The following is a 14,078-nucleotide window of genomic DNA, read 5'->3' as shown; positions in this document are numbered from 1 at the left end:
GGCAGGAAACGTCATGAAGGAACCCTATTCCTCCTTTTCCCCCTACCTTTCCGGAAGACGGACCGGCCTCGTCGTCGTTGCCGCGCTTGCCGCTGGCCTTTTGCAGGGCTGCGCACGCGACCCGATGACCACCAACGCCATTCCCGACGATTATCGCACACGCCACCCGATTACCCTGTCGGAAGCGGAGCATTCGCTGGATATTCCGGTCTCGGCCAGCGACAGCCGGCTGACCACAGCGATGGCGGATAATGTCCGCGGTTTTGCCCAGAATTATGCGTCGATGTCGACCGGGATCATCAATATTCAGACCCCGTCGGGATCGGCCAATTCGGCGGCCGCATCGCGAATGGCAAAACAGATCCGCTCGACGCTTTCCGGCGCGGGTGTAGCGCCGGGCAAGATCATGGAGACGCGTTATGCCGCTTCCCCGAATGGCGACACCTCCCCCATCCGCCTGAGCTATGTCGCCGTTACCGCCATGACCGGTCAGTGCGGCCAATGGCCCGAGGATCTCTCGGACAATACCTTCGCCAACAAGAACTGGTACAATTTCGGGTGCGCTTCCCAAAGCAATCTCGCGGCGCAGATTGCCAATCCCATGGATCTGGTCGGCCCGCGCGGTATGAGCCCGATCGATGCCGAGCGCCGAGCGGTCGTCATCGACACCTATCGCGGCAAGACTTCGACCGCGACAACAGATTGATGCAGACCCAACATTTGTCACGGCAGGAAAGACGATGAGCGCTGTAGAATACGATATCAAGCCTAGCGGCGGCGCAGAAGCCGAACCGTCGGTGCGCGCTTCGGATATGGATCGCCTGCGCCCCCTGCCCCGAATTTCCGTTCACGCTTTCTGTGTCAGCGACAATATGCAAGGCGTCATGGACGCATTGTCCAGCGACCGGCGCATGAGCAAGGTCACCCTGCGGGTGACCAAGGGCGATATCAATGCGGCAGCCACGATGTTTTCCACGTCGCCCACGCCCAATCTCATCGTTCTTGAAACGGCAAGCTCAACCGCCTCGCTGCTGGACGATCTCGCGCCCCTGGCAGAAGTTTGCGATCCCTCCACGCGTGTCATCATCGTCGGCCGACACAACGACATAACGCTTTATCGCGATCTCATCCGCAACGGCATTTCCGAATATCTCGTCGCTCCGATCAATATGGCCGATCTCCTGGCCTCTATCGCCGCGATCTTCGTCGATCCGGAAGCGGAGCCGCTGGGCCGCAACATCGCCTTCATTGGCGCCAAGGGCGGCGTAGGCTCATCCACCATAGCGCATAATTGCGCCTTCGGCATTTCGAGTCTTTTCTCCACGGAAACCATTCTGGCGGATATGGACCTTGCCTATGGAACGGCGAATATCGATTTCGATCAGGACCCTGCCCAAGGCATGGCTGAAGCGGTCTTTTCGCCGGAGCGGCTGGACGAGGTATTTCTCGATCGTCTTTTGACGAAATGTTCCGATCATCTGTCGCTTTTGGCAGCGCCGTCTCTTCTCGACAGAACCTATGATCTCGATCGTCAGGCCTTTCTACCGATCCTCGAGGTTTTGCAGCGCAGTGCCCCGGTTGCGGTTCTCGATCTTCCCCACCAATGGTGCGACTGGACACGGGCAGTCCTTTCGGAAGCCGATGAGGTGGTCATAACGGCGGTTCCCGATCTCGCAAATCTGCGCAATACGAAGAACCTCTTCGACGCGCTGATCAAGCTGAGACCCAACGATAAATTGCCGCATCTCGTTCTCAATCAGGTCGGCATGCCCAAGCGTCCGGAAATCGCGCCGACGGATTTCCTTGAGCCGCTGGAAATCGAACCGATCGCGATCATTCCGTTCGACGCACAGTTGTTCGGAAATGCCGCCAATAGCGGCCGTATGATCAGCGAGATGGATGAAAAATCCCAGACGGCGGAAACCTTTTCGCAAATCGCCCATACCATCACAGGCCGCTCCGTGCTGCGCAAAAGCAGGCGCGGCGGTCTGGAAAAACTGAAGAATATTCTCAAGCGCAAGTAGGTCTTCTGCCTGCGTCCTTAAACGGAAACGCCGATGTTCGGAAAACGCGGGCCTGAAGGCCCAGCCAGAAGCACGAAGCCGGATCATGCTGCACCTGTGTCCACGCAGGTGATGACAGCGCCTGAGCCTCGTTCTGCTGCAATTGACACTCTTGAACCCGGCCAATCACCAGTGGTGCGTCAGGCGGCAACGAGCGCACCGCCCGCGCAGAGAAAACGCGCCCGCACGGAAGACTATTACAATACCAAGAGCCAGGTATTTTCCGCGCTTATCGATACGATTGACCTTTCGCAGCTCGCCAAACTCGACGCGGAGAGCGCGCGCGAGGAAATTCGCGATATCGTCAACGACATTATCACGATCAAGAACTTCGCCATGTCGATCGCCGAGCAGGAAGAGCTGCTCGAAGATATCTGCAACGACGTTCTTGGTTACGGTCCGCTGGAGCCGCTTCTCGCACGCGACGACATTGCCGATATCATGGTCAACGGTTCCGGCCAGACCTTCATCGAAGTCGGCGGCAAGACCATCGAATCCGATATCCGCTTTCGTGACAATGCGCAGTTGCTTTCCATCTGCCAACGCATCGTCAGCCAGGTCGGCCGACGCGTGGATGAATCGAGCCCGATATGCGACGCGCGCCTGCCGGACGGATCGCGCGTCAATGTCATCGCTCCGCCGCTTGCCATCGACGGTCCGGCGCTGACGATCCGAAAATTCAAGAAGGACAAGCTAACACTCGACCAGCTCGTGCGTTTTGGAGCGATTACGCCTGAAGGCGCAACATTGCTCAAGATCATCGGTCGCGTCCGCTGCAATGTCGTCATCTCGGGCGGCACCGGCTCGGGTAAGACGACGCTTCTTAACTGCCTGACGAGCTTCATCGACAGGGATGAACGCGTCATCACCTGCGAAGACACCGCCGAACTGCAGCTGCAGCAACCGCATGTGGTGCGGCTCGAAACGCGTCCGCCCAATATCGAAGGGGAAGGCGAGATCACCATGCGCGATCTGGTCAAGAACTGCCTTCGCATGCGGCCCGAACGCATCATCGTCGGCGAAGTGCGCGGACCGGAAGTTTTCGACCTTCTCCAGGCCATGAACACCGGTCACGACGGTTCGATGGGAACACTTCACGCCAATACGCCACGCGAATGCCTCAGCCGTATCGAATCGATGATCGCCATGGGCGGCTTCACCCTGCCGGCCAAGACTGTACGTGAAATCATCTCAGGCTCGATCGATGTCGTCATTCAGGCGGCGCGTCTGCGTGACGGCTCGCGCCGGATAACGCAGATTACGGAAGTGATCGGCATGGAAGGCGATGTCATCGTCACTCAGGATCTGATGCGATACGAAATCGAAGGCGAAGATGCGAACGGCAAGCTGATCGGCAGGCACGTATCGACCGGCATCAGCAAGCCCAATTTCTGGGATCGTGCACGCTATTACGGCGAAGAGAAACGCCTGGCGGCCGCGCTCGATGAGATGGAAAAGACATCCTAAGGGAAAGCGACTGCCATGGACCCGACAATAGTGTTACTGGCCGTACTTGTCGCCATCTCGGCAGGAGCACTCGCCTACGTCTTTCTTTTCCAGCAGATAGAGGTCGAGAAAAAGACCACAAGCCGTTTCAAGCGGGTGCAGGCCGCAGAGACGGATCACGTAAATATCAAAGCTGCACGCGATCGGGTCCAGGAACTCAGCAAGCGCCGCAAATCCATGCAGGACAGCCTGCGGGATATGGAAAAAAAACAAAATGAAAAGGCGAAAAAAGCAAAGAATGTGAGCCTGCGCGATAAACTCGTGCAGGCTGGGCTGGCAATTTCCGTTCGGCAATTCCACCTTCTAAGCGTCGGCGCGGCGGCTTGTTCCGCTTTTATTGCACTTATCTATGGTCTCTCGTTGCTAACCGCTCTCCTCATAGCAGCCGTTGCGGCTTTGGGTTTGCCGCGCTGGGTATTGGCATTTCTCCTCAAGCGCCGGCAGAAAAAATTCCTCGAGGAGTTCCCTAATGCGCTTGATGTCATGTGCCGCTCGATCAAGTCGGGTTTGCCGCTGAACGACGCGGTACGTCTGATCGCCTCGGACGGTCAGGAACCGGTGAAAACGGAGTTTCAGCGGGTTGTCGATGCGCAGCAGGTGGGTATCGGAATCCCACAGGGTATCGAGCGCATGATGCTGACCATGCCGCTTTTCGAAGTCAGCTTCTTCAGCACCGTCATCAATATCCAGGCACAGGCAGGTGGTAATCTTTCGGAGGCATTGTCCAACCTTTCAAGGGTATTACGCGACCGAAGAAAAATGCGCGCCAAAGTGAATGCCCTGTCCATGGAAGCGAAAGCATCTGCCGTCATTATCGGCGCATTGCCTTTTATTGTTATGGTGCTGGTGCACTTCACGTCGCCGGACTATCTCTCGGTACTTTTCACCGATGTGCGGGGCCACATCATTCTGGGCGCATCCGGACTATGGATGCTCATCGGGATTTTCATCATGCGCCAAATGATCAATTTCGATATCTGAGGGGCGGCCATGACAGCAAATCTGCTTTCTCGTCTGACAGACCCGCAGACTATTATCGCCATCCTCGTCACACTGGCGGTTTTCGCGACCCTCTATACGCTGATCATGCCTTTTTTCGAACGGAAAGACTTCGCCAAGCGCATGAAAGCCGTATCGTCAGAGCGGGAACTCATTCGCAGCCGCGAGCGCGAGCGTCTGGCAACCGCGACCAGAGAGGGTAAAACCTCCCTTCGCAGCAATAACAACAAGTCCGCACGGCGCATCGTTGAAAAATTCAATCTTCGCGAAGCGCTCGCCGACAAGAACACGATGAATAAGCTGCGCGCCGCCGGTTTCCGTTCACAGAATGCGCTCAATACATTTCTTGCTGCCCGGTTCGTCTTACCGTTCATTTTCCTGGCCGTGGCATTCACCTGGGTTTTCATTCTCGGAAACCTGGCTGATCAGGCTTTTGTCGTTCGGCTGATGGCGGTGCTTCTCTTCGGCTATGTCGGCTTTTACGCCCCCAATATCTATGTTTCGAACCGCATGACCAAGCGACAGGCCTCGATCAAGCGGGCATGGCCGGATGCACTTGACCTGATGCTGATATGCATCGAATCCGGCGTATCGATGGAAGCAGCCATGCGCCGCGTGGCGGAAGAGATGGGTGAACAGTCGCCTGAACTGGCGGAAGAAATGATCCTGACGACAGCGGAACTATCCTTCCTGCAGGACAGGCGCATGGCCCTTGAGAATTTTGGTATGCGCACCCAGCTGGAAGGCGTCAAAAGCGTGGTGCAGGCCCTTATCCAGGCGGAGCGGTACGGCACCCCGCTCGCTCAGGCCCTGCGCGTTCTCGCGCAGGAAGGCCGGGACGAGCGCATGAATGAAGCCGAGAAAAAGGCGGCTGCACTGCCGCCAAAACTGACCGTGCCGATGATCCTGTTTTTCCTGCCGGTACTCATTGCCGTCATTCTCGGACCAGCCGGCCTTCGAGTCATGGATACGTTCTGACGAAGACACGCGCCGGCAGGTCGAGTGGAACGGAAGTCATAACGTTGCAGGATCGCGCCGGTACAACCGAAAGCGTTATCAACCAGCCGGCTTGCCGTCCTTTTTCGCCAGTTGCTGCCAGGAGTTCTGCTGAGAAAGCATGGCACGCAGATAGGTGAGGTTTGCCTGCGCCTGCTGTGGCGAGAGTTCCTGAACCGCGATGCGCTCGGCTTCGGCAAAGCGGCCCTGTAGACCGACCACGAGCGCGAGGTTCTGGCGAACGCGGCTATCGGCGCCCGGCTGGGCGATGGCGGATTGCAGATATGTTTCGGCAGTGCGCGGATCGCTCGACAGGACATAGGACATGCCGAGGTTGGACAATACGCTCGGGTCGTTCGGCTTCAGGTCAAGCGCCTGCCTGTAGCGGGAACGCGCCTCGTTCGAGCGTCCAAGCTGATCGAGCACGGCGCCCTCGGCGGAATAAAGCCGCCAGTCGGGCCGGTCCGGCGTCTGTGCCCGCTGGATGGTCGAAAGCGCCTGTTCCAGCTGGCCGGCGGCGGCCTGAGATTTGCCATAGGCGGCAAGCACATCACGGTCGGCCGGATTGGCGATGGCGATCTGCTGCATGACCGCAAGAGCCTGTGTGTTCTTGCCGGTCATCATCAGCACGCTGGCATAATTCATGCCGACCGATTTATCCTTGGGGCTGCGTTCATAGGCTTTGCCGGCGCTCTCCTCCGCCTGCCGAAGCTGCTCCATGTTCATGTGATCATAGGAGCGTGTGGCGGCGGGAATGGAGCCGGTGGACATGCGATCAGGCTTGTTGGTGCCCGCGCATCCTGAAACCGCAAGAACCAATGCGGCAAGACATGCTCCCCGCAGCAACCCGGTCCGGCCTGTCTCGCCCAAAGAAAATGCAGTCATGGCAGCGCCCCCGCCCAAGAATGATCAATCTTGCGCCCGACACACGACAGACTCACATGACGCAACTTTCGCTTAAGCAATAATCTGTTAACCCTAACAGAGCGTTAATCGCACCGATTCTCGACATTTACGGAAGCATACAATGGCGCCCTATCAGTTCATCGAACGCCCAACCCCTTTCAGCTCCAAGGCCGGCAGCACATTGCCGGTTTTCGCCGTCACGCCGGCCCATATCGAACAGGGCGCCATCGATCCTGTCGCTCTGGACTGGGCGAAGAAGGCGGGGTTCAAGGCGGAGGCAGGCGCCATCCTCCTGGTTCCTTCCGCCGATGGTTCGCTGGGCGGCGTGCTTCTCGGCCTTGGCGGCAATCCCTCGGAAATCCCCTTCATCACCGGGAAACTTGCCCGTGAGCTGCCGGAAGGCGAATGGCACATCGAGACCGCACCTCTGACGGCCAATCGCCTCGCTCTCGGTTTCGGCCTCGGCAGCTACCGCTTCGACAAATACAAGACCACCAAGACGAACGGGGCAAAGCTCCTTATTCCGCAGGACGCGGAAGACGGCGAGATCAAGCGCGTTCTGGCCGGCGTTTTCCTTGCGCGCGACCTCATCAATGTTCCGGCCAACGATATGGGACCGGATGAGCTTGAGATTGCCTTCCGCGCGCTTGCCGCCCATTACAAGGCAAAGGTGAAGGTCACCACCGGCGATGATCTGCTCAAGGAAAACTTACCCCTGATCCATGCTGTCGGCCGGGCCAGCGAAAGCGCGCCGCGGCTTCTGGAGATGAACTGGGGCAAGAAGGGCAATCCGCGCCTCACTCTCGTCGGCAAGGGCGTCTGCTTCGATACAGGCGGCCTCGATATCAAACCCGCCGCTTCCATGGCGCTGATGAAGAAGGATATGGGAGGTGCGGCCAATGTGCTCGGCCTTGCGCTGATGATCATGGATGCGAAGCTGCCGGTCGATCTTCGCGTTCTCGTGCCCGCGGTCGAAAACTCCATCTCCGCCAATGCCTTCCGCCCCGGCGATATCTACCGCAGCCGCAAGGGGCTGACGGTGCAGATCGACAATACCGACGCTGAAGGCCGTCTTGTTCTGGCGGATGCGCTGGCCTATGCGGACGAAGATGCGCCGGACCTGATGATCGACATGGCGACGCTGACGGGTGCCGCACGCGTCGCGCTCGGCCCGGATCTGCCGCCCTTCTACACCGATGACGAGGATCTGGCGCATGATATCGCGGAAGCCAGCATCGATACGGACGATCCGCTGTGGCGCATGCCGCTCTATATGGGCTACGACAAGGATATCCGCTCACGCGCAGCCGATATCACCAACGCGCCTTCGGGCGGCATGGGCGGATCGATCACCGCCGCCCTGTTCCTGAAGCGTTTCGTCACCAATACCAGGCGCTGGGCACATTTCGATATTTACGGCTGGTCTCTGAGCGAGAGGCATCACTCATCGATTGGCGGGGAGGCGCAGGGTATCCGCGCACTCTTCCACTACATCGCACACCAGTTCGCTAAGTAATCTGCTGATAGGTTCGGGCTTCCACGGGCGCTTCCTTAACCGGAGCGCCCGTTCTCAATTTCGAGCATTTCCGGATGGAAAACGGGGCTCCACTTTTCCTGGAAAGGCTTTAAACCAGAACCTTCTGTTCCTTGTGGTCCTCTTCGCCGAAGAACTTCAGGTAACGCTCCACTTCGGCCGGGTCGCCGGTGGCCTTTTGCGGATTGTCCGAGAGCTTCACCGCCGGCCGGCCATTGGCGTCGCTCACCTTGCAGACGATGGAGATCGGCTTGAGGCTGGCGATGGTTTTTGGCGCGCAGCCGGCAAAATCATTGGTGAGGTTGGTGCCCCAGCCGAAGCTCATGCGAACGCGGCCTTCGAAATGCCTGTAGGTGTCGATAATGGCGTCGACATCCAGACCGTCGGAGAAGATCAGCATCTTCTTGCGCGGATCGCGGCCCATCTTCTGCCACCACTCGATGATCTTTTCGCCGCCTTCGATAGGCGGCGCACTGTCGGGACGGAAACCCGTCCAGTCTGCCACCCATTCCGGCGCGTTGCGCAGGAAGGCCGCCGTGCCGAAGGCGTCCGGCAGCACGATCAGCAGGTTGCCGCCATAAAGCCGGTTCCAGTCCTTCAGAACCTGATAGGGTGCTGCAGCCAGCTCCTCATCCGTCTGCGCCAGCGCCGCGACCACCATCGGCAGTTCATGCGCGTTCGTGCCCACGGCTTCGAGATCGGAATCCATGGCGAGCAGGACGTTACTCGTACCGGTAAAGGCAGGCCCGATGCCTTCCTTCAGCGCTTCGACGCACCAGCGTTGCCAAAGGAAGCTGTGGCGGCGGCGAGTACCGAAATCGGAAATGCGCAGGCCCGGCAGTTCCCGCAGCCGCTCCACCTTCTCCCACATCTTGGCCTTTGCGCGGGCATAAAGCACATCGAGCGTGAAATAACCGAGCGAACGCATGGCGCTGCGCGAGCGCAACTCGTTGATGATGGCGAGCGCCGGGATTTCCCAGAGCGTCGTATCCATCCAGCGGCCATGAAAATTCAGCTCATATTGCCCGTCGCGCTTGAAAAGCTCATATTCCGGCAATTGATAGCTCGACAGCCAGGAGAGGAATTCCGGCTCGAAAATCTGCGAGCGGCCGTAAAACGTGTTACCCGCAAGCCAGATGTTTTCCTTCTTGGAAAGACGCAGGGTGCGTGCATGATCGAGCTGTTCGCGCAGCTCCATCTCGTCGATTTCTTCCGCCAGCCGCACCGTCTTCGTGCGGTTGATCAGGGAAAACGTCGCGTCGACTTCCGGATAGAGTTTCCAGATCATCTGCAACATCAAGAGCTTGTAGAAATCCGTATCGATCAGGCTGCGGACGATAGGGTCGAGTTTCCAGGTATGATTATGGACACGCGTGGCTATATCGGTCTTCGTCATACTCGCATTCCCCAATATCGGCCAAAGGTCAGAATAGCCGATGTCACTCCGCACCCCGGCAGGTATCAACCTGTCATGCGGAAGATTTATCTGAAAAAGCGACAACAAGTCCAGAGCACCGGCCAGGCAAATGCCCGCCGCCACCGCCCGCGCATTGATTTTCCGAAGAGCGCAATGGGGTTTTCGGTCCGCTGCTGGAGCGATGCCGCCTCAGAAGGTCGGGTCTACGGGGTTTATGCCGGGATACCAGTCCTTGGAAACCGGATTTCTGCCGCCGAAGCTGGAAATTCCGTTTTCATCGGTGCAACGATAACCCTGAACGGGAAGTCCACGGCTGCCGAAAACATTCCGGTAGGGGCCGCGCGAATATCCGGTCGAGCCAAGTGCGCTGTGGCAATTGTAACGGACCTTTGGCTGTAGCGTGCGCGGATCCTTGACGCCGGGCAGGTTTGCATAGGCATCCGGTGCGGGGGCAAAACCGTTCTGGAAAACAGTCTGCGCCTGCGCCGACGCGCTCAGCAAAACCGCCGCGAAGATCGCTGCCAATCGTGTCGCCGTTCTTGTCTTCATCGATGCCGGTCCCGAACCATCATCCAACCGATGTAGGCTGTCGGCTGCTCTCGCACAAAGGGCCTCACAGGCACAATTTCGTGAAAGCCGCCTTTTCAGTCTTCCAGGCGGCGGAAAGCCGTCGGCTTTTCGTAAAGCCAGCCGATGCGCTCGATGGCCGCATCGAGATTTTCGCGTGCGACATTCATCGTATGGCCATTGGCATGCAGCAGCGTTTCCTCGTTTTCCATGAGACCGACATGGCCCTTCCAGAAGACGAGATCGCCGCGACGCAATTCATCCCGCTCTATTTCCACGCCGAGCGACTTCACCTGCATGTCGGTATCGCGCAGAACCCGCCGGCCCGTCATGGCCATGGCAAGTTGCACGAGGCCGGAACAATCGATGCCGAAACCGGAGCGGCCGCCCCAGAGATAGGGGGTCTCGATAAAGCGCAGCGCCACCGCCACATAGTCTTCCTCAAGCGCCGCATCGACGGCGCGGCAATGGGCGGCGATGATGCCTTCGCCCTTTTCGGTCAGCAGGTAACGGGTGCCGCGTGTCTCCGCCTCGCCTACGATCTGGATCAAGCTACCCATGGACAGCGCTGCGACCGGCGGTTTGCGCAATTCAGCGGCTGGATAGAGAAAAGTGCGCGGTGCAATCACCCGATGGGTGGCGACAACGACATCGCCGATCGCCGTTTCCGGCACATAGCCGGCATAACCATCCGCATCCGCCTGCACCCATGCCCAGCCGTTCGCCCTGTCGAAAACACGAATAGTTTCGCCAGACAGCAGCTCGGTATCGATGCCGGCGGCAAGGTCCGGCGTCGGCCGCAGGCCAACAACCGGCACCGCGATCTGCGCAGGCGAGCCGCTGACAAAACGTTCGGCCTGCACCACGCCCTGCAGCTTTTCATCGGCGAGATCGGAGCGGAAGACATTCAGGCGGCGGTCGAGCATCATGGGTTTCACATCCAAAGGTTAGATCTTGCGCGCCTGATCAATAATCAGATCGCCGAATTTTTCCAGATAAAGCGCACCGGCCACGGTGCGTTTTATTACGACATTGCGCTTGTCCCGCTCATCGCGAACCCGATCGACCAATCCGAGAGCACCGAGACTGTCGAGGGCACGGGTAATAACCGGCTTGGTCACGCCCAGCATGGCGGCGAGGCCCCGCACGGTGTGCGGCGGCGGCACGAGATAAATCTGCAGCAGGATGGCGGTTTGACGCAAGGTCAAATCCGGCTGATCGTCAATGACCTGCGCCGTGGATACACGATGCCAGAGACCCAGGGCCTCCGTGGGCGACAATTGTGCAGGCAAACCGTGACCCTTCCAGTCGTTGTCTTATCGTTTTCATTCAACCGAACGGAAAACTCAAGAACCATCCCGCACAAACAGAACCGCCGCACGGCGCAGATCGGAAAGATCGCGCGGCGCGGCGGTATTTGTTGACCCGTTTTCGAGCCATAATGTCCCCTCTGGACTTGCAGAATAAGATGCAGGAAGCGTGCCAGTTTTAATGCAACGCACAAATACTCGTAAAAACAGCAACTTAAGGCAAAAATTCCGCCTTATGGCGAAATTTTTCGCAAAGGATAAACAGCAACAAAAACAGGCAAAAAATAATTCAATGCTTAAAAACTGCCTTCCGCCACGACAGCGGAAGGCATGGGTAATTGCGGATCAGATCTCCGCGCCGCGCGCGGCATCGACCGCATCGGCATTCTGTCGCCGGTTATAGCGGATCGACGACCAGAGCGAGATGCCGATCAGGCCCGCACCGCCAAGGCCCGTGATGACCTCCGGAATATGCACCATGGTCTGCACGTACATGATGACGGACAGGATGAGGATTGCATAAAAGGCGCCGTGCTCCAGATAGCGATATTCGGCCAGAGTTCCCTTCTCGACCAGCATGATGGTCATCGAACGCACATACATGGCGCCGATGCCGAGGCCGATGGCGATGATGAAGAGGTTCTGCGTCAGCGCGAAAGCGCCGATAACGCCGTCGAAGGAGAAGCTGGCATCCAGCACTTCGAGATAAAGAAACGCACCGAAGCCGCCTTTCGCCGCACCTTCCAGCATTTCCTGGCTGCGGTCGAGAATGCCGCCGACGACTTCCACCAGCAGGAAGGTCAAAAGACCCCAGATCGCCGAATGGAAGAAGGTGTTGGCCGCGACCGGACCAAGTTCCGGATTGTCGCTTGCGCCGATAATGCGGGAAAAGATCAGCATGACGACCAGCACGAAGGCAATCTCGATGCCCTTGACGGAGGAATAGGTTGCAGCCTTTTCCTCGATCCAGCGCACCCAGTGCACGTCTTTTTCATGGTCGAAGAAGAAGTTGAGACCGACCATCATCAGGAAGGTGCCGCCGAAAGCCGCAATCGGCAGATGGGCGTCACGCATGATTTCCGCATAACGTTCCGGCTGCGTGGCCGCCATGACGAGAGCCGTCCACGGGCCGACATTGGCCGCGACGACCACGATAAGCAGCGGGAAGACGATACGCATGCCGAAAACGGCAATCAGGATACCCCAGGTCAGGAAGCGGTGCTGCCAGACCGGTGTCATATCCTTCAGCTTGTTGGCGTTGACGATGGCGTTGTCGAAGGAAAGTGAGATTTCCAGCACCGCCAGCACGACGCAGATGAAGAAGATCGTCGCCGTGCCGCCGACCGTTCCGGTCATTTCCCAACCGAGATAACCGCCGAGGATCAAACCGACCACGGTGACGATAAAGGCCCACTTGAAGTAGGTAAGGGTGTTTTTCTGGGCGGCGCTCATGTCCGGTCGCCTCCCATAACGAGGGCGTTCACGGACCGACGCAGGGCGTCAGGCCGCACGCAGAAAGCACGCGCGCGAAGCACATTCAGGTTTTTCATAGTTTTTAATCCGCCGGCCAATTTTTGCAGGCGGTACCGACATCGCGAGAGCGCCGTAAAACTCTCGCCAGAGGGGCCCGGCACCTTTGTTTCCTCTGCCGTTGCGAGACAAATCATCGCAGGGCTCTTTCTTACTCCCCGAAGATCACGCCTTCGTCAAGTCCCGTGATCGTGATCAAGGCCCTGAGAAAGATCAAACCTGCTCCACAGCCAGTCCTTCAGCGGTTTCGCGGCGGCGTTTGAGAGTATTTTCGCGGAAGAAGATATAAAGGCCGGAAAGAACGATCAGGCCTGCGCCGACGACGATACTCGTCTGCGGCACATCGCCGAAGAACAGCCAGCCGAAAATCACGGCCCAGAGCAGCAGCGTATATTGCAGCGGCGCGACGGTGGCGGCATCGGCGAGTTTAAGCGCGCGGTTGACCAGCACATGCGCCGTCATGGCGACGACGCCGAGCAGACCAAGGAATGCCAGATCGAAACTGGACTGAACCGGCAGCCATCCCGATGGCGTGAGGAATACCGCGACAATGCCCGCAAGCGCCGCACCGATGATTTGCCAGAAGGCAAGCACCGTATCCGGCGTATTGCGCAGCTGGCGGCCAGATAACATCATGAAGGCGAAAGCGGCGCTGCCGAGGATCGAAAACAATGCGGCGGAGGTGAGGCTTGCCGAACTGGGTTTGAGCGCAATGAGAACGCCGACAAAACCGATGGCGATGGCCGTCCAGCGACGCCAACCCACCTTTTCTCCGAGCAGAAACGGCGAGAGCGCCGCCACATAGATGGGGGCGGCCAGCCAATAGGTCATGACATCGGCGAGCGGCAGGGCCGCGACCGCGAAATAGAAACAGAAAAGCTCTGCGGTGGAAAAGAAAACGCGCGCAAACTGAAGACCGGGACGCTCAATTCTGACAAGGCCGGAGAGGCCGGCACGCCAGACGATCGGAACGAGGATAATAAGCGCCGCCGCGCTGCGAATGAGGATCACCTGACCCTGGCTATAGGTGGCTACGAGCCATTTCCCCATGGCGTCGTTCAGTGCGAAAAGCAGCATTCCAAGCAGCATGACGGCCACGCCGAGGCCAGTCGGCGAAAGCTTACGTATCATAGACATGTCAGTTCCGATCTCTCCCAATGGCTGCATTGGTCGTCCAGCCAGCCATCCTTTGTCAAGCCCCGAACGGCCGGGCCCGAACAATTAATAGTACTAATAATATCGACATGTGG

Annotated in this window: 13 protein-coding genes; 6 read left to right on the top strand and 7 right to left on the bottom strand. The window is 58.3% G+C overall.

Annotated features, from left to right (window positions below; translation table 11 throughout):
- Positions 1 to 13 precede the first annotated feature (13 nt).
- Genes CFBP4996_RS14030 through CFBP4996_RS14010 form a run of 5 tightly spaced genes read left to right on the top strand, consistent with a single transcriptional unit; the run spans position 14 to position 5,546 of the window.
- Positions 14 to 706, top strand: coding sequence for a CpaD family pilus assembly protein (locus CFBP4996_RS14030; RefSeq protein ID WP_080852820.1), 693 nt, complete (start codon positions 14 to 16; stop codon positions 704 to 706).
- Positions 707 to 740: 34 nt separating this feature from the next.
- A complete protein-coding gene (locus CFBP4996_RS14025) occupies positions 741 to 2,024 on the top strand; it encodes a CpaE/TadZ family protein (protein ID WP_080852821.1) in 1,284 nt (427 codons plus the stop codon).
- Between the two features lie 33 nt (positions 2,025 to 2,057).
- Positions 2,058 to 3,530 (top strand): TadA family conjugal transfer-associated ATPase, encoded by a 1,473-nt coding sequence (locus CFBP4996_RS14020; protein ID WP_080852822.1) that lies wholly within the window; start codon positions 2,058 to 2,060, stop codon positions 3,528 to 3,530.
- A 15-nt stretch (positions 3,531 to 3,545) separates the two neighbouring features.
- Entirely contained in the window at positions 3,546 to 4,550 is a 1,005-nt protein-coding gene (locus CFBP4996_RS14015) for a type II secretion system F family protein (protein WP_080852823.1), read from the top strand.
- A 9-nt stretch (positions 4,551 to 4,559) separates the two neighbouring features.
- Positions 4,560 to 5,546 (top strand): type II secretion system F family protein, encoded by a 987-nt coding sequence (locus CFBP4996_RS14010; protein ID WP_080852824.1) that lies wholly within the window; start codon positions 4,560 to 4,562, stop codon positions 5,544 to 5,546.
- A gap of 78 nt (positions 5,547 to 5,624) precedes the next feature.
- Here CFBP4996_RS14010 and CFBP4996_RS14005 read toward each other — a convergent pair whose 3' ends face one another.
- Complete coding sequence (locus CFBP4996_RS14005) at positions 5,625 to 6,335, bottom strand: tetratricopeptide repeat protein (protein WP_003524462.1); 711 nt, start codon at positions 6,333 to 6,335, stop codon at positions 5,625 to 5,627.
- A gap of 256 nt (positions 6,336 to 6,591) precedes the next feature.
- Between CFBP4996_RS14005 and CFBP4996_RS14000 the strand changes: the two genes are divergently transcribed.
- Positions 6,592 to 7,986, top strand: a complete 1,395-nt coding sequence (locus CFBP4996_RS14000) for a leucyl aminopeptidase family protein (RefSeq protein ID WP_080852825.1) — start codon at positions 6,592 to 6,594, stop codon at positions 7,984 to 7,986.
- Positions 7,987 to 8,095: 109 nt separating this feature from the next.
- Here CFBP4996_RS14000 and pncB read toward each other — a convergent pair whose 3' ends face one another.
- From pncB to CFBP4996_RS13970, 6 genes are all read right to left on the bottom strand, one after another.
- Entirely contained in the window at positions 8,096 to 9,400 is a 1,305-nt protein-coding gene (gene pncB / locus CFBP4996_RS13995; protein WP_065654709.1) for a nicotinate phosphoribosyltransferase, read from the bottom strand.
- A gap of 210 nt (positions 9,401 to 9,610) precedes the next feature.
- Entirely contained in the window at positions 9,611 to 9,970 is a 360-nt protein-coding gene (locus tag CFBP4996_RS13990) for a hypothetical protein (RefSeq protein WP_080852826.1), read from the bottom strand.
- A 95-nt stretch (positions 9,971 to 10,065) separates the two neighbouring features.
- Positions 10,066 to 10,917: a C40 family peptidase gene (locus CFBP4996_RS13985; protein ID WP_080852827.1), complete on the bottom strand. Its 852-nt coding sequence runs from the start codon at positions 10,915 to 10,917 to the stop codon at positions 10,066 to 10,068.
- Between the two features lie 18 nt (positions 10,918 to 10,935).
- Entirely contained in the window at positions 10,936 to 11,280 is a 345-nt protein-coding gene (locus tag CFBP4996_RS13980) for a MarR family winged helix-turn-helix transcriptional regulator (RefSeq protein ID WP_003524457.1), read from the bottom strand.
- 363 nt (positions 11,281 to 11,643) lie between these two features.
- Positions 11,644 to 12,750 carry a DUF475 domain-containing protein gene (locus CFBP4996_RS13975; RefSeq protein ID WP_020809669.1) on the bottom strand — a complete coding sequence of 369 codons (1,107 nt, stop codon included), beginning with the start codon at positions 12,748 to 12,750 and terminating at the stop codon, positions 11,644 to 11,646.
- Positions 12,751 to 13,041: 291 nt separating this feature from the next.
- Positions 13,042 to 13,959 carry a DMT family transporter gene (locus CFBP4996_RS13970; protein WP_031233695.1) on the bottom strand — a complete coding sequence of 306 codons (918 nt, stop codon included), beginning with the start codon at positions 13,957 to 13,959 and terminating at the stop codon, positions 13,042 to 13,044.
- Between the last annotated feature and the right edge of the window lie 119 nt (positions 13,960 to 14,078).

The organism is Agrobacterium leguminum (assembly GCF_005144435.2).
Lineage (GTDB): Bacteria > Pseudomonadota > Alphaproteobacteria > Rhizobiales > Rhizobiaceae > Agrobacterium > Agrobacterium leguminum.
The sequence above is the reverse complement of the archived record's forward strand: the minus strand, read 5'-3'. Positions and strand labels throughout refer to the sequence as shown.

Excerpts from the sequence above, each read along its gene's own strand:
- CFBP4996_RS13985 (WP_080852827.1), bottom strand. The coding sequence starts at position 10,917 with ATGATGCTCGACCGCCGCCTGAATGTCTTCCGCTCCGATCTCGCCGAT.
- CFBP4996_RS14025 (WP_080852821.1), top strand. The coding sequence starts at position 741 with ATGAGCGCTGTAGAATACGATATCAAGCCTAGCGGCGGCGCAGAAGCC.
- CFBP4996_RS14030 (WP_080852820.1), top strand. The coding sequence starts at position 14 with ATGAAGGAACCCTATTCCTCCTTTTCCCCCTACCTTTCCGGAAGACGG.
- CFBP4996_RS13975 (WP_020809669.1), bottom strand. The coding sequence starts at position 12,750 with ATGAGCGCCGCCCAGAAAAACACCCTTACCTACTTCAAGTGGGCCTTT.
- CFBP4996_RS13990 (WP_080852826.1), bottom strand. The coding sequence starts at position 9,970 with ATGAAGACAAGAACGGCGACACGATTGGCAGCGATCTTCGCGGCGGTT.
- CFBP4996_RS14010 (WP_080852824.1), top strand. The coding sequence starts at position 4,560 with ATGACAGCAAATCTGCTTTCTCGTCTGACAGACCCGCAGACTATTATC.
- CFBP4996_RS14020 (WP_080852822.1), top strand. The coding sequence starts at position 2,058 with ATGTTCGGAAAACGCGGGCCTGAAGGCCCAGCCAGAAGCACGAAGCCG.
- CFBP4996_RS14015 (WP_080852823.1), top strand. The coding sequence starts at position 3,546 with ATGGACCCGACAATAGTGTTACTGGCCGTACTTGTCGCCATCTCGGCA.
- pncB (WP_065654709.1), bottom strand. The coding sequence starts at position 9,400 with ATGACGAAGACCGATATAGCCACGCGTGTCCATAATCATACCTGGAAA.
- CFBP4996_RS14005 (WP_003524462.1), bottom strand. The coding sequence starts at position 6,335 with ATGTCCACCGGCTCCATTCCCGCCGCCACACGCTCCTATGATCACATG.
- CFBP4996_RS14000 (WP_080852825.1), top strand. The coding sequence starts at position 6,592 with ATGGCGCCCTATCAGTTCATCGAACGCCCAACCCCTTTCAGCTCCAAG.
- CFBP4996_RS13970 (WP_031233695.1), bottom strand. The coding sequence starts at position 13,959 with ATGATACGTAAGCTTTCGCCGACTGGCCTCGGCGTGGCCGTCATGCTG.